The sequence below is a fragment of the Providencia sp. 2023EL-00965 genome (genome assembly GCF_033550225.1).
Lineage (GTDB): Bacteria > Pseudomonadota > Gammaproteobacteria > Enterobacterales > Enterobacteriaceae > Providencia > Providencia manganoxydans.
Genome location: NZ_JAWUEH010000006.1, coordinates 212,514 through 234,704, shown reverse-complemented (window position 1 = coordinate 234,704; position 22,191 = coordinate 212,514). Strand labels below are relative to the sequence as shown.

21 protein-coding genes and 1 pseudogene are annotated in these 22,191 nt (G+C 40.2%); 16 read left to right on the top strand and 6 right to left on the bottom strand.

Going from position 1 to position 22,191, the window contains the following annotated elements; genetic code table 11:
* Positions 1-121 precede the first annotated feature (121 nt).
* The 13 genes from SC428_RS10310 (at position 122) to SC428_RS10250 (ending at position 13,071) form a co-directional block, all read left to right on the top strand.
* Positions 122-412: a hypothetical protein gene (locus SC428_RS10310; RefSeq protein WP_318707459.1), complete on the top strand. Its 291-nt coding sequence runs from the start codon at positions 122-124 to the stop codon at positions 410-412.
* 62 nt (positions 413-474) lie between these two features.
* Positions 475-1,020, top strand: a complete 546-nt coding sequence (locus SC428_RS10305) for a fimbrial protein (protein ID WP_318707457.1) — start codon at positions 475-477, stop codon at positions 1,018-1,020.
* A gap of 42 nt (positions 1,021-1,062) precedes the next feature.
* Complete coding sequence (locus tag SC428_RS10300; RefSeq protein WP_412544617.1) at positions 1,063-3,591, top strand: outer membrane usher protein; 2,529 nt, start codon at positions 1,063-1,065, stop codon at positions 3,589-3,591.
* A 22-nt stretch (positions 3,592-3,613) separates the two neighbouring features.
* A complete protein-coding gene (locus SC428_RS10295; RefSeq protein ID WP_283126416.1) occupies positions 3,614-4,366 on the top strand; it encodes a fimbria/pilus periplasmic chaperone in 753 nt (250 codons plus the stop codon).
* Positions 4,367-4,377: 11 nt separating this feature from the next.
* Positions 4,378-5,016 carry a fimbrial protein gene (locus SC428_RS10290; protein WP_318707455.1) on the top strand — a complete coding sequence of 213 codons (639 nt, stop codon included), beginning with the start codon at positions 4,378-4,380 and terminating at the stop codon, positions 5,014-5,016.
* Positions 5,017-5,043: 27 nt separating this feature from the next.
* A complete protein-coding gene (locus tag SC428_RS10285) occupies positions 5,044-5,595 on the top strand; it encodes a fimbrial protein (protein ID WP_283126388.1) in 552 nt (183 codons plus the stop codon).
* An 11-nt stretch (positions 5,596-5,606) separates the two neighbouring features.
* Positions 5,607-6,554, top strand: a complete 948-nt coding sequence (locus tag SC428_RS10280; RefSeq protein ID WP_283126389.1) for a fimbrial protein — start codon at positions 5,607-5,609, stop codon at positions 6,552-6,554.
* 130 nt (positions 6,555-6,684) lie between these two features.
* Positions 6,685-7,449, top strand: coding sequence for a DUF1120 domain-containing protein (locus SC428_RS10275; RefSeq protein WP_140181435.1), 765 nt, complete (start codon positions 6,685-6,687; stop codon positions 7,447-7,449).
* 52 nt (positions 7,450-7,501) lie between these two features.
* Complete coding sequence (locus tag SC428_RS10270) at positions 7,502-8,251, top strand: DUF1120 domain-containing protein (RefSeq protein WP_318707451.1); 750 nt, start codon at positions 7,502-7,504, stop codon at positions 8,249-8,251.
* Between the two features lie 67 nt (positions 8,252-8,318).
* Positions 8,319-9,020 (top strand): fimbria/pilus chaperone family protein, encoded by a 702-nt coding sequence (locus SC428_RS10265; protein ID WP_283126390.1) that lies wholly within the window; start codon positions 8,319-8,321, stop codon positions 9,018-9,020.
* A gap of 33 nt (positions 9,021-9,053) precedes the next feature.
* Positions 9,054-11,411, top strand: a complete 2,358-nt coding sequence (locus SC428_RS10260) for a fimbria/pilus outer membrane usher protein (protein WP_140181439.1) — start codon at positions 9,054-9,056, stop codon at positions 11,409-11,411.
* On the top strand, positions 11,402-12,658 hold the full coding sequence (locus SC428_RS10255; RefSeq protein ID WP_318707447.1) for a DUF1120 domain-containing protein: 1,257 nt from the start codon (positions 11,402-11,404) through the stop codon (positions 12,656-12,658). The genes SC428_RS10260 and SC428_RS10255 overlap by 10 nt, the downstream gene beginning before the upstream one ends.
* 248 nt (positions 12,659-12,906) lie before the next feature.
* Complete coding sequence (locus SC428_RS10250) at positions 12,907-13,071, top strand: hypothetical protein (protein ID WP_175442497.1); 165 nt, start codon at positions 12,907-12,909, stop codon at positions 13,069-13,071.
* Here SC428_RS10250 and SC428_RS10245 read toward each other — a convergent pair.
* A pseudogene (locus SC428_RS10245) lies at positions 13,068-13,196 on the bottom strand (cell filamentation protein Fic); the annotation flags it as partial. The gene SC428_RS10250 and the pseudogene SC428_RS10245 overlap by 4 nt on opposite strands.
* 529 nt (positions 13,197-13,725) lie before the next feature.
* Between SC428_RS10245 and SC428_RS10240 the strand changes: the two are divergent.
* Entirely contained in the window at positions 13,726-13,995 is a 270-nt protein-coding gene (locus SC428_RS10240; protein WP_140181443.1) for a DUF1471 domain-containing protein, read from the top strand.
* A gap of 219 nt (positions 13,996-14,214) precedes the next feature.
* Here the strand turns inward: SC428_RS10240 and SC428_RS10235 are convergent, their stop codons facing one another.
* The 5 genes from SC428_RS10235 to tetR all read right to left on the bottom strand — a co-directional run bounded on the left by SC428_RS10235 (position 14,215) and on the right by tetR (position 19,506).
* Complete coding sequence (locus tag SC428_RS10235; protein WP_175442496.1) at positions 14,215-14,568, bottom strand: RidA family protein; 354 nt, start codon at positions 14,566-14,568, stop codon at positions 14,215-14,217.
* 2 nt (positions 14,569-14,570) lie between these two features.
* The gene (locus SC428_RS10230; protein ID WP_140181445.1) at positions 14,571-15,812 is read right to left on the bottom strand and encodes a D-amino acid dehydrogenase; all 1,242 of its coding nucleotides are present in this window, start codon (positions 15,810-15,812) and stop codon (positions 14,571-14,573) included.
* 156 nt (positions 15,813-15,968) lie between these two features.
* Positions 15,969-16,874, bottom strand: a complete 906-nt coding sequence (locus SC428_RS10225; protein WP_140181447.1) for a LysR family transcriptional regulator — start codon at positions 16,872-16,874, stop codon at positions 15,969-15,971.
* A 329-nt stretch (positions 16,875-17,203) separates the two neighbouring features.
* A complete protein-coding gene (gene gltS / locus SC428_RS10220; protein ID WP_318707441.1) occupies positions 17,204-18,409 on the bottom strand; it encodes a sodium/glutamate symporter in 1,206 nt (401 codons plus the stop codon).
* A gap of 485 nt (positions 18,410-18,894) precedes the next feature.
* A complete protein-coding gene (tetR, locus tag SC428_RS10215) occupies positions 18,895-19,506 on the bottom strand; it encodes a tetracycline resistance transcriptional repressor TetR (protein WP_070926381.1) in 612 nt (203 codons plus the stop codon).
* Positions 19,507-19,590: 84 nt separating this feature from the next.
* On the opposite strand from tetR, the gene tet reads away from it, so the two are divergent.
* Both tet and SC428_RS10205 read left to right on the top strand, forming a co-directional pair.
* Positions 19,591-20,781, top strand: a complete 1,191-nt coding sequence (gene tet / locus SC428_RS10210; RefSeq protein WP_140181451.1) for a Tet(A)/Tet(B)/Tet(C) family tetracycline efflux MFS transporter — start codon at positions 19,591-19,593, stop codon at positions 20,779-20,781.
* A 437-nt stretch (positions 20,782-21,218) separates the two neighbouring features.
* Positions 21,219-22,157, top strand: coding sequence for an AEC family transporter (locus SC428_RS10205; protein ID WP_140181454.1), 939 nt, complete (start codon positions 21,219-21,221; stop codon positions 22,155-22,157).
* The last annotated feature ends 34 nt before the right edge of the window (positions 22,158-22,191 follow it).

Here is a 22,191-nt window from a genome sequence, read left to right as displayed (position 1 = left end):
TGAGTGGTGAAAGCTATCGATTGAAAGATAAACGACGCTCAGGTGCCATACCTAAATGAAACAGTGGATCACTTTTGATTGATCGAATTTGAGTTAAAAGTGGATCAGTTTTCGTTGATCGTTGACACAAATCACATTCAGCGGTGCAAGCGCAGGCTTTAACTCTAAGCTACTGGGTGTGACTGGCCTGAACCCAGATGAAGGCTTAGTGGGTAACGTCGGTATCCAAATCACGGATACACAAGGTGCTGCAATCGATATGGGCATGTCAACCACTCAGTCTCACCAACTGCAAGCAGGTAGTAACACTTTGCAATACAGTGCGTTCGTTCGTGGTGCTGATGTTGCCGTTGACTCTATCCCATTGGGTAAATTCGAAGGCGTCACTAACTTCACTTTAGCGTACAACTAATCTGGCGGTGAGGGGTAGGGTGCTATTCCTCACGTTTTTTCCACCAATAGTCGAGGCGCTTTGTGAAAAGACGGCAAAAACATAATGCACTGCTGTGCGTGCTTTTCGGAATACTGGGCGCGAGCGCACCCGCTTTTTCTGCTCCTTCTCAAGGGTGGGGAAAGGTCTCGATGTATGGGGAAATCGTCGACACCGCCTGTGCAATCGAAACCGAGTCTCGTGATCAGACGATTGACATGGGCGTTATTCCTCTGAGCGTATTGAAGCAATTTGGTAAAGCTCCGCCAAAACCGTTCAACATTCAATTAGTCGATTGCCGTTGGGAGCGTTACCCCAGTAGTAAAGGCGAATGGCAAACCTTTGAAGTGACCTTTGATGGCCCCGCAAACGGCGATTTTTTTACGGTAACAGGTGAAGCTAAAGGAGTGCAACTAGCAATGCGTGATGACCAAGGAACACCGGTAATTGCAGGGAAACCGTTACCCAAACGAGACATTGTTCCTGGTGAAATGACCTTGAATTATGAATTGCAACTGGTAACAGATAATCAGCGTTTACAAGCTGGATCTTATCAAACGCTTTTGCGTTTCAAAATTGATTATTACTGATTCTTTTGCGGTTTGGCGCTCATTTGCCTAGGGATATTTTTTATGTCGCGTACTTATCACCAACCTTGTGCGGTCTATCTTGCTGTAATGACAGCACTCATGCCCTATTCGTCCCCGTTAATGGCGGCGGATGTGGTGCAATTCAACACTGAACTGTTGGATTTAAACGACAAAAAAAATATCGACTTAGGTCAGTTTTCGCGTGCGGGTTACATCATGCCCGGCAGTTATCCGTTGAAAATTCAACTTAATCAGGAAACATTACCTGAACAAAAAGTGACATTTTACCCGTCAGCTACCGATGCTAATGAAAGCCAAGCCTGTTTAACGGGTGACATTGTTAGTCAGTTGGGGTTAAAAGACGAGGTGATCAAAGATCTGACATGGTGGCATGACGGCAGTTGTGTGGATTTGGCCAGTATTCCGGGCGCAGAGGCGCGCGGTGACTTGTCCACATCGACCCTATACCTTAGCGTACCACAAGCCTATTTAGAATATCGTACCGCTACATGGGATCCACCGTCACTATGGGATGAAGGGATCCCCGGTATCCTATTGGACTATAACGTTACCGCACGAACTAACCGTCCACACAAAAAAGGCCATAATACCTATGCCCTAAATGGTAATGGCGTGGTGGGGGCGAATGCGGGCGCATGGCGTTTACGCGCAGACTGGCAGAGTCGTTTAAACCATGCGACTGGCTCGGGTGACCCAGTCAATACGGATTTCCAGTGGAGCCGGTTCTATGCCTATCGCGCGATCCCACAAATGCGCGCCAAACTGACGTTGGGGGAAGATTATCTTAACTCTGACCTGTTTGATAGCTTCCGTTTTACGGGCGGTAGCTTGCGCTCCGATTTGAACATGTTACCGCCAAATTTACGTGGCTATGCACCAGAGATTTCAGGTGTGGCGACGACAAACGCTACGGTGATTGTTAGCCAGCAAGGCCGTATTTTATATCAAACACAAGTAGCGGCGGGTCCGTTCCGTATTCAAGATTTGAGTGATGCGACCAGCGGAAAACTGGATGTACGTGTGGAAGAGCAAGATGGCACGGTGCAAGAGTTCCAAGTGGATACCGCCACCATTCCATATCTTACCCGACCAGGGGCTGTGCGTTACAAACTGTCATTGGGTAAACCGTCAACCTTCGATCATCGTAGTAGTGGTGATGTGTTTGCCACGGGTGAGTTCTCGTGGGGGATTTCCAACGGGTGGTCACTGTTTGGCGGCAGCCTCAACAGCCAAGACTACAATGCTTTCGCGGCCGGTATTGGACGCGATTTACTGGCTTTCGGTGCGATTTCCTTTGACGTGACGCAGTCGATTGCTCGTTTACCCGGCGAAGATCGTCTGAGTGGCGGCTCGTACCGTGTCAACTACTCAAAACGTTTTGATGATTACGATAGCCAAGTGCAGTTCGCGGGCTATCGTTTCTCTGAGCGTGACTTTATGAGCATGTCAGATTACCTGAATGCTAAAGAAAGTGGTGAGCGTCGCGGTGGCAGCAAGGAAATGTACACCATTTCTTTGAATAAAAACTTCCGTGATATCGGGTTGTCGACTTACGTGAACTATAACCACCAAACCTATTGGGATCGTCCAGATAGCGACCGCTACAACCTGATGCTCACCAAAACCATGGACTTTGGTTCAGTGAAAAATGTCAACGTGTCGTTGTCTGCGTATCGCAATGTGTATAACGAAACCCATGATGATGGTGCCTATTTGTCACTGTCAGTACCGTGGGGCAACGGGGCAAATATCGGTTACTCGATTGCAACTAATAACAGTGAAACGACTAACCGTGCAACTTATTACGATCGCATTGATAACCAGACGTCGTACCAATTTAGTGCTGGAAGTGCACGTCAAGGCGGTACGGGCAGTGCCTATATTACCCATCAAGGTAGTAATGCCCGTTTAACCGCCAATGCGAGTTACACCCATAACGGTTACACCGCATTTGGCCTAGGGGCACAAGGTGGCTTTACCTTTACCCCTGAAGGTGTCGATATGCACCGCGTGTCTACAATGGGGGGAACACGTCTATTGATTGATACCGATGGTATCAGTGATATCCCAGTGAAAGGGCGCGGCGCAGTCGTGAACTCGAATGTCTTTGGTAAAGCGGTGGTACCTGATGTGAACAGTTACTACCGCAATAAAGTCAAAATTGATTTGAATAAACTACCGGATAACGCCGAAGTCACCGATTCGGTGGTACAAGCGACCTTAACGGAAGGGGCGATTGGTTACCGTAAGTTCGAAGTATTGTCAGGGCGTAAGATGATGGTCGCAGTGCGTTTAGCTGATGGCTCTTTCCCTCCATTTGGTGCGCAAATTCGCAATGAGCGAGGGCAGGACACTGGCATCATGAATGATAACGGCCAAGCGTATATCAGTGGGATCAACCCGAATGAAATCATGGTGGTACAGTGGGCTGGTGAGGATCAGTGTCAATTACAGTTCCCTGCACAATTTGACACGATTAGTGCCAATTTATTATTGCAGTGTGAGCCGATAACCTCGCGCCCGCCATCGTTTGACAAAGTGAAAGAATAATTAAGAGAGACAGCGAATGAAAATGAAAAGTCCAAAACGTTTATTGATGGCAACCGCATTGTTATCGGTCATGTATGCAAGCCAAGCGTGGTCAGCGATAGCGCTTGACCGCACCCGCGTGATTTTTAATGGCGAACAAAAAAGTGTATCGCTGACTATTACCAATAAAAATCCACAGTTGCCATACTTGGCGCAAGGGTGGATTGAGAATGATCAAAGCCAAAAAGTCTCGTCGCCATTTGTGGTATTGCCGCCCGTACAGCGTTTAGAGCCGGGCAAAACCAGCCAAGTGCGTATTGAAGCGCTACCGGATGTGGCAACGTTACCGCAAGATCGTGAAAGTTTGTTCTATTTTAACTTGCGTGAAATTCCACCGAAAAGTGAAAAACCGAACGTATTACAGTTGGCATTACAAAGCAAAATTAAATTATTTTATCGTCCATCTGGGATCGCACTTAGTGATACGGAAAAAATGAATCAACCGTGGCAAGAAAAACTGACTTTAACTAAACAAGGCGACCAGTATATTGCCAAAAATCCGACGCCATTTTACGTCACCATTATTGGTGCCGCAGCGACCGCCAATGCGCCTATTACTAAGCAATTTGATGCAGTGATGGTTGCACCATTTGGAGAGCATGCTTTGGGCGTGTCTAGCGCTCAACTGGGTAGTTCACCGGTGTTGACCTATATCAACGACTACGGCGGGCGTTTGAAACTGCATTTTAAATGCCAGAGCAACCAATGTGCGGTTGTACCTGAGAAGAAATCATAAGGAGCCGCATGATGGCGATATCTGCAAACTGTCATCGATATTCCCGTTTTGGCTGGGTGAGTAGCTTATTGTGTCTTAGTCTGTGGAGTGGGTTGAGCCATGCTGCCGATCGCAATGCCACCCTTTATCGCCCTGATGGTAATTGGAATGTGGAAGGCGCAAGCGGCCAATTGTATGTGTTTGGTTCGCTAACAGAAAGTCCGTGCCGAATAGCTATGGAATCGATGTACCAATCGGTAGACATGGGCAATATTGAAACAGCGGATTTGAAGAAAGTAGGGCAAACGGGCAGGCCAGTACCATTCCATATTGAGTTGTTAGATTGTATTGAAACCCCTACGGCACTGCGTGATATTAAAACGGGTAGTGTGGCGTGGAGCAGTGAGCAACCGGGAGTCAAAATGCGTTTTTTAGCACCATCGGTGCCATTTTATCCTCAATTGGCGAGAGTGGTGGGTGTGCAAGGTCTCGGGTTGCAATTGAGTGATGAGGCAGGACGAGTGATCCCACTGGGGGAGAGTAGTGTTCCTCGTTTACTATCACCGGGGCAAGATAGCTTAAGCTTTTTTATTACGCCAGTGCGGATTGCCAGCGACTTACAAGCAGGCGCTTACCGTGCCTTGATTTCTTTTGAGTTGATGTATGACTAACTTTATCACTCAGGAGGAGTATTAACTATGAAAGCGCTTTCTTCATATTATTTATCAATAGGAATAGGTTTTCTTTTTTTTGTTATCAGTGGGAGTTATGCACCGACAAGTTATGCTTCTGGCGATGTCTATGTGCACGGTACGTTAATCGCAGAGCCTTGTACTTTGATGCCCGGTGATGAAGAAATTGAAGTGGATTTTGATACGATTGTGGATAAGTACTTATATATCAATACACGCACTCATCCAGAGCCTTTTAGTATTCACCTTATTGATTGTGAAGTAGGAATTGGTGAAGGGGTAAGAGTTGGTTTTATAGGGACTGAGCACGCTACTTTGCCGGGGCTTCTAGCTCTAGATGCTGATAGCGTAGCTACTCGTGTTGGAGTGGGTATTTTAGATAGTGCAGGGAAACTAATCCCAATTAACAGTGAGACACCGTTATATTTATTAGAAAATGGCAGCAATATCTTAAATTTTCAAGGCTATGTTGAAGCCGAACTTGATGCCATAAAAAACAAAACAATAGGCTTAGGGACATTTAAAGCAACTGCTGTTTTTATTTTAAATTATGAGTAATTGAGGATTTTATGAATAAAATAATTTTTATTCTATTGCTTTTCTCTTCAAATTCATTTTCATATCATTGTATTAATAAATATAATGGTACAAAATTTGATGATGGTGAGCAAATAATTTATGTACCTATAGATTCAAATATTACACAGACTGAAAATATATTTGCTAACGTAGGAGAATATATTGATTGTAAAAATGATGAGCCCTGGTTTTATAAAGATAGCTTATTTATAAAAAGATTTGGTATTCATCTCGGTCCAAAATTGAGAGAGCAAAACTTTAGTGGTGGAGTTTATGTTAATAGTAGTAGATATCCTGTCAATAATTTATCTCAAATTTTGATATTTATGTTGGACCATGGTAACTATACCCCTGTAGATATTGATATGTATATTAAAACACCAGATCCCGTTGGGCCATATTTGGTTATTGAAGCTGGTGATGAATTAATGACATTGGATTTGCACTTTAGTGGGGATCCTCCAACGTGGAACTCTGAGCGTGATTATAAATGGACATTTAAGTCAGCCAATAGAGCAATACTTGCTACAGGTAGTTGTGTAATAAACGACGATAAACTTATTGATGTGGATTTTGGTGAAGTAAGTAAAACCGCTATTTCCACCGTAGGTTCTCAAACACGCTATCAAATAGAAAAAGAATTGGAATATGACTGTGATGATACGTCAGTAAACCAAAATATCAAAATTTCATTAAGTGCTAATGAGTCTTCATTTTCAAGCACTGCATTTGCAACAACAACACCGGGCTTAGGGGTTGAAATGTATCACGAAGGGCAGGTAGTTGCGCCTTTTGAAGGATTTAATTCTAATTTACGTAATGGCATGGGACGCGACACAGTCACGTTTACTCTAGTAAAAACACCGAACCCAGGGCCAAGTGATTTACAAGAAGGTGATTTTCACGCAAATGCGTCATTAATTATTTCACAACCATAATTAATATTTAAACCATAAAAGAAAAATAATAAATAAAAGATCTTATTAGCCCTAATAAGATCTTTTATTCACAACCCAAGTAAATACTCTCTTTATTTATTTGATATTTATTCTAATTAGAGAAAAATTTATGAAAAAACTATTATTAGCTACTTTGCTAACATCAACGTCATTATCTGCAATGGCAGCAGATTCTGTTGATATTTCTGTTATTGGTACTATTAGCCCAATTTCCTGTGTACCGAGTGCATCAGGTGGTGGGGTGGTCGATTATGGAAATATCAAACCCGATGCCTTAACCTCGGGAGCACCGACTGTATTACCGGCGAAAACGGTTAATATTTCAATTAGCTGTGATGGTAAAACTTCGGTAGCTCTGCGTGCTACCAGCAACCGCCCAAATACCGTACCTGATACCGACGGTGCTGAAAATATTTCGGGAAGTGCTTTAGTTAGCCAAGCTGTTATTGATGCTGGTTTAGGTAAAAACTTACCATTTAGTTTACCAACAGTTTTAAAACCATCGGCAGCAGGTCTTGGACTTGCTAATGGTAACAAAATTGGTGGTTATATGATGAACTTACCTGTGACTTTGGTAAACCTAGATGGTGATCCCGCCGCAGTACGTTATTACTCATTAACGGCACCCACCTCGACATCTGGTTGGAGCAAAATGACGGCAGGTATTTCACCTAACGATGGTGATTCTTTGCTACCACCAAATACGGCATTCTTTGGCTACAGCACTAACAGCGCAGATAGTGTGCCCGAGTCATTTCAAAACTTAAGCGCAACGGTTGTTATCCAAGCTTATATTACCGATAAAGATAAATTAGCAACTAACCAACCCATTAATTTAGATGGCTCATCGACCATTGAGCTTTATTACTATTAATAAAATAGCGAATTAAATAATTAATGTCTTTATTGACTATCGAGAATTTATTATGAAAAAAGTTCTTTTATCAGCTCTACTTGCGTCTGCATCATTGCCTGCGTTATCAGCTGATTCTATTGATATTTCTGTTATTGGTACGATTAGTCCAACTGCGTGTGTACCTTCCGCAGCGGGTGGTGGTGTTGCTGATTATGGCATGATCAAACCAAGTGAGTTGGAAGCAACGGGCGTCAGCGTGCTTGAGGTGAAAACCTTAGGTTTCTCTGTGCAATGTGATGGTGTGACTAATGTTGCGCTACGTGCAAACAGCAACCGAGGTAACGCGTCGGATGCAGGCCCAGCGAATGACACTGGCGCATCAAAACTGACCGATACAACGGCACTTAGTTCAATGATTGCCAACCTACCTTATAACGTATCGGTAGCAAATCCAGATGTGATGGGTTTAGGTACCGCTCCTAATGGAGCCGATATCGGCGGTTATATGGTGCTATTACCGACCAGTCTAGTGACATTGGACGGTGAAGCCGCCACCAAGCGCTTTTATGCCTTTGGTCCATTAACTCAAAACACTACTTGGAACGTTGAAGGTGCTGAAACCAACCACGGCGGTAGTATTAACTCAGGTGCTACTTTTGTTTCTTACAGTACCGACAACACAGATACTAAGCCACAAGCTTTCCAAAATTTAACCGGAACGCTGATTATTCGTGCTTATATTACTGACCAATCTAAATTGGATGTGACTCAACCTATTAACCTCGATGGTTCATCCACCATTGAACTTTATTACTATTAATAATTAAAAAAGGTCATTACTTGGCGCATTTAGGCTGAGTAGTGGCCTTATTTTTTGAGGGCACAGTATGTTTGTCAAAATGATTACGTGGGTAATGTTGATGTTTTTGCCGATAACCTCGGTGTGGGCTGCCGGCATGGTGCCTCAAAGTTCTATTGTCGTGATTGAGGAAAGCGATGGTGAAGGCAATATTGATATAAAAAATACGGATAAATACCCGAGTCTGTTAATCACTAAAATCGAAGATCTTGAAGACGATAAAGAAGAGTTGATTACGGTTTACCCTCCCGTAGCGCGTGTGGAAGGGAATGAAATTCAAACTGTACGATTTTTGATTACCTCAAAAACGCCGCTTAAAACTGAACGATTAAAACGTGTGACTTTCGAAGGGGTTCCTCCGAAAAATGGTGAATTAGAAAAAGAAATTAACGTCACCTTCAAACAGAATCTACCTGTGATTATTCGTCCGGCCGGATTGGCACAAAATCTCACTCCTTGGGAAGGTTTAACATGGGAATATAAAAACAACCAATTTATTGTCACCAATCCTTCACCGTATATTGTGCGTTTTATCTCACCCAATATTACCGTATTACCTTCAGGCCAGAAACTCACTTTGCCTAAGAGTTATATCTTGCCTCATCAGTCATTTAATTTGTCGGGTAATGAAAACGTCAATATTAAAAATGCCGATAAAATTCGTTTTTATCCTGCGACCACATGGGGATTCTCGACGGATAAATATTACGATGCGGCATTAGTGCGTTAATTCAACTCGTTTAAAAATCATAGCGTAACTAAAATGAAAAAATATACGCCGACAGCGCTCCTCTTTTTGGTCAATCTTCACCCTGCGATGGCAACAGAATCGATCACCTTTGATGAAGAATTTTTAAAGTCACGTGGTATTGATACCTCGATTGCTAAACAGTTTGCACAAGCACCGACTTTTTTACCGGGTAAACAAGAACTCAAGATTTACGTTAATAATCAATATCGTGCGAGTGTGGATGTTGATATTAATCAGAAAGGGCGGCCGTGTATTAATACCGCGTTATTGGAAGCTATTGGTATTAATGACCCACGAACTTTTCAAGGAGCGCAAACCTGCGTAGCACTTCAACAGCTTTGGGAAAACAGTGAAATTGTGCCAAAACCAGCAAAACAAGAACTGTGGTTTTTTGTCCCTGAGCGTGCCGTTGCTACGAATTTTAATCAGCAAAAAAGTTATGTGTATGGCGGCACGGGCGCTATCGTAAATTATGCTGCAAACTATATGGGAAGCTCAGGTGCAGGTAACCGTGATATGTATTATGTGAATACGGAAGCGGGGTTTAATTATCAAAATTGGTTGTTTCGCAGTTATCAAATTTATAACCATTTCACGGATTCAGAATTTATTCATCAATATGCGTATGCGCAAACTACGCTAGAAAAGCAGAAAAAAACGCTGCAATTGGGCCAAATCAATTTAAATAACAGTGTCATTGGTGCATCTCGTGTTATCGGTTTGCAACTATTCCCTGAAAACCAATTAGAAAATCATCGTGGCGGAGGAGCACTGGTTACAGGCGTTGCTACAGAGTCCTCTATGGTTGAAATCTACCAGGCAGGGCGACTACTGTACAACACTGCCGTTCCCGCAGGACCTTTTGAGTTATCGCAATTTTCGTTAGTCAACCAAACAGCAGACCTGCTGGTAAAATTAAAAGGTGTTAACGGGCAAGAACAACAGTTTATTGTCCCTGCATCTACGTTTCAAAATGATAGCCCGTTCAGTAATACGGGATATTCAATGGGGATCGGTCGTTATGATGAAAATAATGCACCCCACAAGCCGTTAGTCGCATCCTTATCAAAAGGATGGGGGGTAAACCGCTATCTAGGGCTACAAACCGGTGCGGTGGTATCTCCTGATTATTATGCTTTGGGATTGAATAGTACGGTGCGTTTGAGTGAGTCATGGCGGCTATCTACCAATACCGATGTGGCACGTGATGAAAAACATCATAAAACTGGTGGTCTATTAATGGGGTCAATGGCTTATTTAGCCTCCGATTCGCTGTCTATTGGGGTTAATGCCTTGATGCAAAGCCCTGATTATCACTATTTAAGTGATGCAGTGAGAGATGAACCACGTGTTAATAATAAGCAAAAGCAGTTTGGTGGCGACATTAATTGGTCTACGGGCTGGGGAACGCTGGGTTCTTCAGTGGGACGGACCTATACGCAAGATAACCAGTCTCAAGACTATATTAGTTTCTCTTGGAGCCAAACACTTTACAAAAACACCATTTTAAACACCAGTTATCAACGCACTTATAATATCGACAATGTTTATGAAGATACCTTTTATTTACGACTGAGTATCCCACTGGAGCGTGCCAATATTTCGTCTTGGTTGACGCGTACTGATAATAGCAACCGCTGGGGAACACGTTATAACAACTATGAGAGCCATGATAGAAATTGGGGTATTGCATATGATTATAGTGATCAAAAACATTATCAATCGGTTTCAGCTAATGCGCATACCGTCACACCTTATAGTCAACTAGGTGCTAACATTCGCCGTGATAATCAACATCAAACGAGCTGGGGAGCCTCTTTAAATGGGGGAATTGCCGTCGTCAGTGAAGGTTTGTTGCTGTCACCGTATGAAATCAAAGACACCTTTGGTATCGCCAAAGCCGGTGATAAACGTTATGTTCGTTTAGACACGGGGGCTGGGCCTACATGGACTAATGGTAATGGTTATGCGGTGATCCCCAACTTAAATGCCTATCAACAAAATGCGGTGAAAGTCGATCCTAGAAGCCTATCTCGCCAAAGTGACATCCTTAATGCTTATAAAACCACACTACCTGCTAAAGGTTCAATTGTACCGATGACTTTCACGGTGATCGAATCGCGTCGTGTACGGGTTCATTCACAGTTAGCAGGAAAAGCGTTGCCAGTGGATAGTGTGATCCGTGATGAGGCTGGCAACTTTTTAACATTGGCCACTCAAAAGGGACAATTTTTCTTAGGACAAGCGACACCAAATATGAAGTTGATTGTTGAAACACCAGAAAAGCAAATTTGTGTTATGCAACTCAATTTGCCCGAAGAGGCGAATTCACAAGCCCTATACGAAGAGGTGAATGCATCATGTCAATAATGCGATGGACAAAAACATCTGTGATCCGTTTATGTTTTACGCTCAGCTGCTTTGTGTATTCTCATTATCTATATGCAGAGAGTACGGAGGAGAAAGATTGTCAATTAGCGGTTTCTCAATCATTAATTGATTATGGTAATGTCTCGCGAGATCAAATAAAACAGCTACCGAACGGAGAAGGGGAATTATTGAGCCGGCAAGTGGTGGTGAAGCTGATGTGTTCACAAGAGATTGAACCTGTACTCAAAATCCAAGATCCTATTGGTGGTAGCTCAACAAGCTTCCAGTACGGTCAACAAGGGGGATTGCAGGTCAGCTTAGCGGACTACCGTGTTGATGGGCAGAGTACGATAGCAACGGTAGTGCGTAATCAGGTTAACCAACCAACGACTTTATTAAAACCGGGCGATGAAATTCGTCCGCAAACAGCAGTGACAGGGAAAAATGTCGAGCTAGTATTAAATTTAACCCCAAAGATTGCAGCATCTGAAATCACTAACCCAATAGCTTTAACTCAATCAGGGCAATTATCCTTGAGTTTCGCAACATTACCGCCAAGCCTTGTGATGGTTTCTTCTGAGTTACGAGCCATCGCCTGTATTCCTTCTGTATCGAACAACGGCACTGTGGATTACCATACTATCCATTCTAATGATTTGTCGGATAACACGGTGACGGTTTTACCTGCTCAGGCGCTGAATTTTACTCTCAGTTGCGATGCGGCTACCAATGTAGCTGTTCGAGCAAGAAGTAATCGGTTGCAATCTACGCCAAATGCAGAGAGTGAAAATGAGATTGGTAGCGCACGTGCTAAAGCGGAAGTATTATCGGCGGGTTTTGGAAAAAATTTGCCTATGGGGCTACCGAATGTGACGCAAGCGTTTGTAGCTGGACTAGGGATAAACAATGGCCAAAAATTGGGAGGGTATATGCTCAATTTGCCATTTACTCAGGTACGGTTAGATGGGCAATCGGCTACAGTAAAATATTGGACACCTATGCTACCAACAGAGACAACTAATTGGAATAAAGAAACAGAGTTACAAGGGAATGGTGGCAGCTTGTTTACAGGAACAGCTTCGTATTTTTCATTTGGCACTGATACGAGTTCCGTGGTACCTAAGCCCTTTAAACGATTAGAAGGGATATTAATCATTCAAGCCTATATTACTCAGAAACACGATTTGGATTTAACGTCACCATTACACCTTGATGGTTCTTCAACGATTGAACTGTATTATTACTAAATCATTGATGAATGCGTATGGTTATATGAGCTATAACCATACGCTATTTTGTAGCAAAATAGCTATAAAATATGCCACAAGAAAATAATTTAATTTCTCAGTAGTTCTAAAAGTAAGCAGGTATTTTTCTCTATTAACAACTTGTGCCATCGAGGAAAGTCTTTTTACCTGCGTTATCTGATTAGTATTAATTTAGCCAAAGTAACGATGTATAAAATGTACTATCAGTAGTGAGCAGTGAGACTACCATGAAAAAGAATGAATTAATTCAAGCAACAAAACCAATCTGTACCCAACTCATTCGTTCGGTAGCAACCTCTACAGCAATTGAAACAGAGCAGGAGTCTCGTCGTCTTGAAGAAAAGATGGAAGCAATACGTGATAAATTTGAACATTTGAAACTCGCGATCTAGTTCGTTTTCAAGGCTTCATTAATCGAATATTTCATGGGTTCATAGTTAAGGTTTAACCCTGTATGGATTGCTGTAATGTACTACTCGGGGTGTTGAGTCCAACTTTCATAGTCTAGTAAATGGAAAATGGATAAATATTCCGTATATGTTTCAGTTGACACATTAATTGTACTTAATTCTGCTATATTACAGCCATTGCTTTAATTTAAGAATAACTATTGGCAGCATAATCCGTATTTAATTTATTACAATTACCAATCCAACGTATATTTTTTGGTATTCACAAATAACACTATTAGTAGAGAATGAATAGTTGCTATAACATAAAAATATCATCAATCCCTAACTTATCTAATTGTGATAATAAATATTATATGGCAGTTAATTTTATTCTTTTATCAATGTAATCTTTAATTGAATTATCTTTTGTAGATGACCTTATTTTGATTTAATAGATTGATGCATAAGAATCTTTAAAATTAAATTTATTAAAACTAAAAATGAAATAATAAATATTCCCTTGTTTATTAATAAGTAAGGGCTGCTCTGTGGTTTGATTTTTTATACTATGCTGATAAGCTATTGACAGAATATTTATAAATAACTAAGGTTACTATTATCTTATCAACTAATATAACTCTAGGTGCTCTTAAAATGAATAAATTAAAATCAGCAGTTTTATCTTTAGCTTTATTAAGCCCATTAGCATTTGCGGCTACTGAAATTAATTATACTAAATCCCTTGATTTAAAATTTGCAGGTACTGTTAATGTTGTTATGAATGAAGGGGTTGTTAATAATTATGTAGAAGCTATTTCACAAAAAGCGGATGAAAAGGGTGCGCAATATTTTGTGATTACTTCAGTTGAATCTGAAGGTAGTGGTAATAATGTTTCAGTGACAGCGAGTTTATATAAGAACTAATATATATTCGTTATAATTTAAGTTGCAGTGCTGCTAACTGAGTTCACGCGCATTCGTTTTATAGGCTCTATGTTGCTAGTGACTCGTTGACTAGCGGTACGATAAATTATTTAGAATAGATTTTTTATATTTCAAGCATGAATGTTTGAAAGATAAATTTAAGGTCGCTTTTATAACATATATTTGCGACCTTAATCATTTAAACCAAAGGTTACGCAGTTAAGCTTGAGCTGCGGTCACCATAACTTCAACAAGCACTTGATCACGAGCCATGTTGGCTTCTACAGCTGCGCGAGCGGGGCTACTTTCTGCTGGCATCCATGCTTCCCAAACGCTGTTAAACGCGGCAAAATCACGCTCCATATTTTTAATCCACACTTGAGCAGAAAGGATCCGTGATTTATCACTATTACTGGCGGCGAGTAATGTATCAATTTTAGCAAGTACCTCTTGCGTTTGGGCGGTGATATCGCCAGTCAGATCGGTAGGAACTTGACCAGACAGATAGACTAAACCTGCATACTCAACACTGTCAGCTAAACGTGGTTTTGGGTTATTACGTTTGATCATCATAGTTATCTCGTTAATCCAGTTAAAGATATTGGTGAATGTTGCCCTGTGACTAGTTGGCTGAGTATTACAGCACTGCCTGCCGCTAATGTGAATCCTAAACTACCATGACCAATGTTTAACCAAAGGTTGTTGTATTCGGTTTTACCTAACATTGGAGGGCCTTTCGGGGTTGATGGGCGCAAACCACACCATGTTTCAGCATCATCAATGCTTTCTAAGCGAGGGAAGGTTTTTTTAATAATGTTTTTTAGCGCGACAATTCGATTGTTACGTAAGCCAAATTTATCATAGCCAATATCAACCATAGCAGCGACGCGTAGCTGTTGGTTGAGTTTTGCATAGACAATTTTGTTACCATAGTCGGTCACATTCACTTTAGGGACAACATGCGGCTGTTCAGGATAAGGAATAGAAAGGCTATAGCCTTTTAATCCCAACATTGGAATATGAATGCCTAAAGGCTGTAGTAATTGGCGGCTACCATTACCAGCACAAACAATCACATCATCAGCAGAAATATTTCCCTGATTGGTTACAACTCCTGTGATACGTTTTTGTTGTTTAATAAATGAAATGACAGAGTGTTGTAAACATAATTTAAAATCAGTTTGTGTCGATAAATATTGAAGTAAGTTTTTACAGAATAAATAACAATCCGCACTTTCATCATCAGGTGCATAAATTGCTCCGACGAGTTGTGATTGAATATTTTTGAGTGAAGGCTCAAGAGTACTAATTTCATCTGCATTTAAAATTTGTTGAAATTGATGATCAACCGTTTCACAGGCTTTATTAAAGCTTTTTTTGTCACGATGAATAATTAATTTACCTGATTTTTCCCAAGCAAAATCACCAATATCACCATTAGTGCGCCATGTATTCATTATTTCTTGGCTTAATAATGATAATCTTAATTGGTGGGCGCCATTAATTTTATTTGTTTTTCGATTACAGGCTAATGTAAATTGTGCTAGCCAAGCCCATTGTTGGAGTGAAAATTGTATTTTTAAATTGAGTGGAGAATCATTTTTTCCCATCCAACTTAAACCTTGTAATGGCACACCTGCATCAGCTAAAGGGGATACATAGCGGTAGCTAAGTTGACCACCATTGGCAAAACTGGTTTGCATACCCACATCGGATTCTGATTCTAATAAAGTGACTGCATGACCAGCCTTTATTAACGCATATGCAGTACTAAGACCGATAACGCCTGCACCAATGACCACCACATGTTTTTTCATCGTTATATACTCGTCATACTCCAAGTTGCAGTATTGTTGATTACGCTAACTCGCGTTAATCATTCATTTACTTACCGCTTAGCTGTTCCTCGAGTGATGAGAGTATTCGCAGCTAATAATAACGGAAGAGTTATTATTTAACGGCGAATGAGTTAACTAAACAATTGAGTTTTCATTGCTGGAGTATAACTTTTGGTTAACTCCTTTATTTCTTTTTTCGAGGGTTTGTGACAAGGTGTTTACATAATTTTGTGCGGCTTTAGTTAATGGTCTGTCTGCACGATGGAAGACAGAAACAGCCAGCTGTAGGTTTTCTTTGAGCGGATAGATCATTGATTTTGGCAATGTATGCTCAGCTGAGAAAATATCGGTAATACTGCAACCCAAACCCGCCCGAACAAATTCTGCTGCCATATGGTAGGTGTGTACACTAATATTTGAGACAGAAAACTCATGGTATCGCTGTAATAATTGCGATAATGAGTCTGAGCCTGGGTGGATCCAGCGTTCTTGATCAATATCTGCGAGTGAAATGGGTCCTTGGTGTTTTTCGGTATCAACATAAACCAAAGGAATTTCGGCGATTGGTAACACGGTAATGCCGCCTTCAATAGCAAGGTTAAAGCCGATCCCAATATCCAAATCTTGTTGGGTTAACAATTGCAGAATATCAACGGTATGGTGAGTACCAATAGTGAGTTTAATATTAGGGTGTTTTTTAATAAATTGTGCAGTCACTTCAGGCACCAAGTTTAAACCGAGGCTTGGTAAGCAACCAATAGCTAATTTACCTTGTGGGTTTTTTGATAAATTTTGAGCCAAAATTCGCAGGCGATCTAAATTTCGATATACTTCTTTGGCTTCATCAAACAATAACAGCGCTTCATCTGTGGGTAATAATTTACCGCGGATCCGTTGAAATAATACTAGCCCTAATTGCTGCTCTGCGTGTTTAAGTGCCTTACTTGCTGCGGGTTGAGATATGTGTAAAACCTCAGCTGCACGAGTTAATGAGCCGCAAGTCATTACAGCGTAAAAAATATCAAGATGTCGTAATTTCATTCTATGAGCCTTAAATTTTTATCTCAAACGCTATTCTAGCGAATAAATTACAAATATTCAGGCAAGTAGGTCAATATTCACGGTTTATATTCGTCATACTTCAAGTTGCAATGTTGTTGGTGTCCTTCATTCGCGCTAGTCACATCTTTTTATGGTTCCCGCGATTGATGTACTTGCCGCTTAACTGCCGTCGAATTATTTAGAATATGGATGGTTTTATTTTATTAGGTGGGAGCGGATTAATTTTAGATTTTTGATGACGAAATAGCTCAGTGTATACCCCATCATCCATAACAATGGTTTATGAGGTACACACCGAGAGAAAAGCGTTAATTCAAGTAGGTTCCTATCTCAATAAATATTTTAATTAGAATACTATTGGCAATATCTACGATAAAAGCACCAACCATGGGAACAACGAGAAAGGCTTTATGTGATGGTGCAAATGCTTTGGTCACCGTTTGCATATTAGCAATAGCTGTTGGTGTAGCCCCCATACCAAATCCACAATGTCCCGCACTAATTACGACGGCGTCGTAGTCTTTCCCCATCATCCTGAAGGTAACAAAGCAAGCAAATAACACCATAACCACGGTTTGTACTGCGATAATTATCAGTACCGGTCCTGCCATACTGGCGAGTTGGCCAAATTTTAATGACATTAATGCCATGGCTAAAAACAGTGATAAAGCAACGCTACCCAGTACATCGACGGTAGGCTCAAAGACTTCGTGTTTAAATACATGAGCCAAAGTATTACGAATAATAATACCGACAAATAAGCACCATACAAAAGTCGGTAATTGGAATACAGTATCTTTAAATAAGGTACTGATATAACCGCCCACAACAATACAGATAATTAGCATTGAAATGGTTTCGATAACATTATTTGCGTTAATTTTTCTCTTAACACTCGGTTGTTCGAAAGCTTCAACAATAGTGTCGCGCTCTTGCTCAGTCGCTTTTGGAATAGTGACTTTCTTTAATAAATGGCGTGCAACTGGGCCACCAATAAGTCCGCCTAATACCAAACCGAGTGTTGCACAAGCCATTGCTAACTCTACGGCACCCTCAACCCCATATTTATCTGCAAGTATTGGTCCCCAAGCACCCGCATTACCATGACCACCTGTCAAAGGTACTGAACCGGCAATTAAACCAATGAATGGACTTTCATTCATGACTACTGCCATTCCCATTCCTACGGTATTTTGAATCGCGATCAAAATAGTTACGGCGATGGTTAATAAAACAAGGGGTTTTCCGCCTTTAATTAATCGTGAAAAATCGGAACTTAATCCAATCGAAGAGAAAAATGCGATCATTAATAAGCTTTGTAATGAAGAGTCGAATATAAATGTGTAGCCTGATGTTTTATCAACAATTAGCAGAATAATAGCAACAATAAAGCCCCCAACGACGGCTTCAGGGATGTGGTTTTTTTGGAGAAATGGTGTAAATTTGACCACAAACATCCCAATCAGTAGCGCGACACAAGCGACTAATAATGTATAACTGGCATCTAAAGTCATTATTTTACCTCAAGTAGTTTACCAGATTTTCACTATAACAATTTAACATTAGTGAAAAATGAAATTACTTTGCTTAACCAATTTTTAACAATGAGTTTTGTTTGGGTATCCATAACCTTTGGTTAATAGAGGTATAATTTAATCGGAATGTGTTTGTTGAGTTTTACTTAGTTGGTTGAAATGTTATTTTTCTATTTAACTCGATAATCCTAGTTACCATGCGGCTCAGGTAAGACCTCTCACAATATATGTACGACAGGGTTGAATAAATAATAAACATTGCCAATGTGATGAGGCTAATTACTCGCTATGCCTCGCTAATTTAAAGAACTGTGAAGTACGACATAAAACTATGATGCTTTTATTTAGTGATTTATCGGTGTGTGATTTTTTATTCGCCGTCATTGAAAGGGAAGATAACCCGACGAGCAGGCTATCGAGAAATGATCACTTATAAAAAAGTGAGTATGATTTTAAAATATATTTTAAACGTTAAGCTGTTTTTCTAATCCACTAATAATCATTTCAAGCCCAAATAAGAACGCAGGTTCAGCGCCTTGTTTATCCAGTAATGTAATAGCTTGTTGTAATAGTGGCGGAGTCAGGTTGATATCTGAATTCTCACGTTGATCTTTGGCTGCTTGATGCTCTTGATCTTCTAATACACAACCTAATGTAAAATGGCCAATTGCACTAAGGGCATATAATGCATGCTCTAATGAAAAGCCTTGCTGACATAAAAATGCTAACTGCTTTTCAATGGTTTGATATTGTTTCTCTGTTGGTCGAGTTCCCAAGTGTACTTTAGCGCCATCACGATAGCTTAATAGTGCACATCTAAAGCTTTTGGCATTATTGCGCAAAAAATCTTGCCAGCTTTCCCCTTCTAAGGGGCAAAAATGCGTATGGTGCTGTTCTAACATTTCAACGGCTAATGCATCAAGCAATGACCGCTTATTTTTAACATGCCAGTACAGTGTCGGTTGTTCGACACCTAGCTTTTGTGCCAATTTTCGTGTTGTTAAACCTTCCATACCTACTTCATTGAGTAGTTCGAGTGCGCTGCTAATGACTTTGCTTTTGTCTAATTTTGCCATGTTCGACTCCTATTTAATGGTTGACACTCTATCACTGATAGAGTTATTTTACCACCACCCTATCACTGATAGAGAAATTGAGAAATGAAGAAATCAACCAGTATTGCACTAGTGATTACGTTGCTAGATGCCATGGGGATTGGATTGATAATGCCAGTCTTACCAACACTATTACGTGAATTTATTACAACTGAAAATATTGCTAATCATTTTGGTGTGTTGTTAGCGCTATATGCATTGATGCAGGTTATTTTTGCACCATGGTTAGGTAAGATGTCGGATCGTTTTGGACGACGACCTATTTTGTTGTTGTCATTAATTGGCGCATCGCTAGATTATTTATTGTTGGCATTTTCTAGTGCGCTTTGGATGCTGTATTTAGGCCGATTACTTTCAGGGATCACCGGAGCTACAGGAGCTGTTGCTGCTTCCGTTATCGCAGATACTACATCGGCCTCCGAGCGTGTTAAATGGTTTGGACGATTAGGTGCAAGTTTTGGTGTAGGATTAATTGCAGGCCCTATTATTGGTGGTTTTGCTGGCTCTATTTCTGCTCATAGTCCATTCTTTATTGCTGCATTTTTGAATATAGTGACTTTCTTTGTCGTGATGTCAGTGTTTGGTGAAACCCGAAAGATAACAGAGAGTACAGATATTGATACGGCGGTTAAGCAAAAATCAAATTCGGTATATATAACATTAATAAAAAGTATGCCCATTTTATTAATTATTTATTTTTCAGCACAGTTAATTGGGCAGATACCCGCAACGGTATGGGTATTGTTTACTGAAAACCGTTTTGCATGGAATAGTATGATGGTCGGTTTCTCTTTGGCTGGGCTAGGATGCTTGCATGCGCTTTTTCAGGCGTTTGTAGCCGGACGTATCGCCTCAATATGGGGAGAAAAAACCGCGATAATTGTTGGGTTTGTTGCTGATAGTAGTGCTTTTGCTTTATTAGCGATTATCTCTGAAGGTTGGTTAGTATTCCCAATTTTAATCCTATTAGCGGCTGGTGGTATTGCACTACCTGCATTGCAAGGATTGATGTCCGTTCAGGTAAATAGTCAGCAACAAGGGGCTTTACAAGGCTTATTAGTTAGCTTGACTAATGCAACAGGGGTCATTGGTCCTGTGTTGTTTGCATTAATCTATAATCACACATTAGCAATCTGGGATGGTTGGATTTGGATAATTGGTTTGATATGTTATTTAGTGGTTGTTTTACTATCGGTTATTTTTATGTTTAACCCACAAAAACTATTGAGTGAGTAAAAGCATTGTATCGAATATATTATATAAAGTTTATTTTATGGGATTGTTTGACAATGACCTAATTAGGTCGGAAAAAATAGAATTACATTCATAAAACCGAATGTAAATAGATTAAAGTAAATATGTGTTTCTTAATTGTTAACTGTTCTATGTTGTTAGCTTTATTACATTAATATTAACTCGGTTATTAAATTCAAACCTCGTTACTTTATTTTGATTGTTGTTTGATTTGAATGCATTTTCACTGACTTTTTATGATTGTAAATTTAGATTGCCTTGAATTTAAATGTTTTTATTTTTAAAACTATTCAATTAAAGAATAGCATTAAAGTTGTTTCTATATTTTTGGGTTTTTTATTTTGCTATTGCTTTTTGTTATTATCAAAAGGTAATAACAGAGATTTACTTTTATCTACTATCTGTTTTTTGGGGATGATATGTTAGAGATAATTATATCTGCATTATTACCTATTGTTGTCACATTGGCTTTAGGTTATTTTGCAGCATGGCACAAAGATTTTAATTCAGATCAAAGTACCATTTTAAACCGTTTGGTTATGTTGTATGCACTACCATTAACGTTATTTTCTGGAATGCTAGGTGTTAAACGCTCAGTATTGCTAGAGCAAAGTGATATGGCGTTAGTGTTATTTATCAGTATGGTGGGAGCTTACATTGTTGTATTCGTTGTTTCCCATTCTGTTTTCCGCCGTAGTAAACCAATCGCTGCATTACAAGCATTGGCAGTTGCTGCACCTTCAGGTCCTTTCATTGGTATTCCAGTTTTAGGCTTTCTGTATGGTGAATTAAGTTCGATACCGGTTTCTTTATGCGGAATAATTATTAACTTAATTTTGGTTCCATTTACATTATTTTCGTTATCCACTTACTCGTCAAATAAAGATGGTGGTAATTCAAAGGTAAGTATAGCTTCTAATCTAAAAAATACACTCAAAGAGCCAATAATTTGGATGCCTGTACTGGCTTTTATTATTTTGATTTTGGATTTTGAAATCCCTGAGAATATATTAAAGTCATTAAAATTATTAGGAACCACTACAGGGGGAATAGCACTATTTTCGACAGGAATTATTCTCTATAGTCAAAAAGTGACGTTTAATTTGACTATTTTGACGTCGGTCATTACAAAAAATATTATCGTTCCGGTTATTACTCTCGGTATTTGTCTACTGATGGCGATAAAGGGAACAGTAGCTGATCTGTCTATTATGACAATTGCATTACCAGCAGCAACAATCAGTGTAATATTAGCGATGCAATATAAAATTGCTGAGCAAGAAATGGCGTCAACCTTCTTTTTTAGTACGGTATTATCCATTGCCACCATGGCAGCGTTTTTAGTGTATTTACATTAATTGAGCCGTAATCATTATTTGCTTATTGGAGTTT

Excerpts from the sequence above, each read along its gene's own strand:
- SC428_RS10205 (WP_140181454.1), top strand. The coding sequence starts at position 21,219 with ATGTTAGAGATAATTATATCTGCATTATTACCTATTGTTGTCACATTG.
- SC428_RS10230 (WP_140181445.1), bottom strand. The coding sequence starts at position 15,812 with ATGAAAAAACATGTGGTGGTCATTGGTGCAGGCGTTATCGGTCTTAGT.
- SC428_RS10255 (WP_318707447.1), top strand. The coding sequence starts at position 11,402 with ATGTCAATAATGCGATGGACAAAAACATCTGTGATCCGTTTATGTTTT.
- SC428_RS10235 (WP_175442496.1), bottom strand. The coding sequence starts at position 14,568 with ATGATGATCAAACGTAATAACCCAAAACCACGTTTAGCTGACAGTGTT.
- SC428_RS10225 (WP_140181447.1), bottom strand. The coding sequence starts at position 16,874 with ATGAAATTACGACATCTTGATATTTTTTACGCTGTAATGACTTGCGGC.
- tetR (WP_070926381.1), bottom strand. The coding sequence starts at position 19,506 with ATGGCAAAATTAGACAAAAGCAAAGTCATTAGCAGCGCACTCGAACTA.
- tet (WP_140181451.1), top strand. The coding sequence starts at position 19,591 with ATGAAGAAATCAACCAGTATTGCACTAGTGATTACGTTGCTAGATGCC.
- SC428_RS10300 (WP_412544617.1), top strand. The coding sequence starts at position 1,063 with ATGTCGCGTACTTATCACCAACCTTGTGCGGTCTATCTTGCTGTAATG.
- SC428_RS10280 (WP_283126389.1), top strand. The coding sequence starts at position 5,607 with ATGAATAAAATAATTTTTATTCTATTGCTTTTCTCTTCAAATTCATTT.
- SC428_RS10290 (WP_318707455.1), top strand. The coding sequence starts at position 4,378 with ATGGCGATATCTGCAAACTGTCATCGATATTCCCGTTTTGGCTGGGTG.
- SC428_RS10270 (WP_318707451.1), top strand. The coding sequence starts at position 7,502 with ATGAAAAAAGTTCTTTTATCAGCTCTACTTGCGTCTGCATCATTGCCT.
- gltS (WP_318707441.1), bottom strand. The coding sequence starts at position 18,409 with ATGACTTTAGATGCCAGTTATACATTATTAGTCGCTTGTGTCGCGCTA.
- SC428_RS10260 (WP_140181439.1), top strand. The coding sequence starts at position 9,054 with ATGAAAAAATATACGCCGACAGCGCTCCTCTTTTTGGTCAATCTTCAC.
- SC428_RS10265 (WP_283126390.1), top strand. The coding sequence starts at position 8,319 with ATGTTTGTCAAAATGATTACGTGGGTAATGTTGATGTTTTTGCCGATA.
- SC428_RS10285 (WP_283126388.1), top strand. The coding sequence starts at position 5,044 with ATGAAAGCGCTTTCTTCATATTATTTATCAATAGGAATAGGTTTTCTT.
- SC428_RS10240 (WP_140181443.1), top strand. The coding sequence starts at position 13,726 with ATGAATAAATTAAAATCAGCAGTTTTATCTTTAGCTTTATTAAGCCCA.
- SC428_RS10250 (WP_175442497.1), top strand. The coding sequence starts at position 12,907 with ATGAAAAAGAATGAATTAATTCAAGCAACAAAACCAATCTGTACCCAA.
- SC428_RS10295 (WP_283126416.1), top strand. The coding sequence starts at position 3,614 with ATGAAAAGTCCAAAACGTTTATTGATGGCAACCGCATTGTTATCGGTC.
- SC428_RS10275 (WP_140181435.1), top strand. The coding sequence starts at position 6,685 with ATGAAAAAACTATTATTAGCTACTTTGCTAACATCAACGTCATTATCT.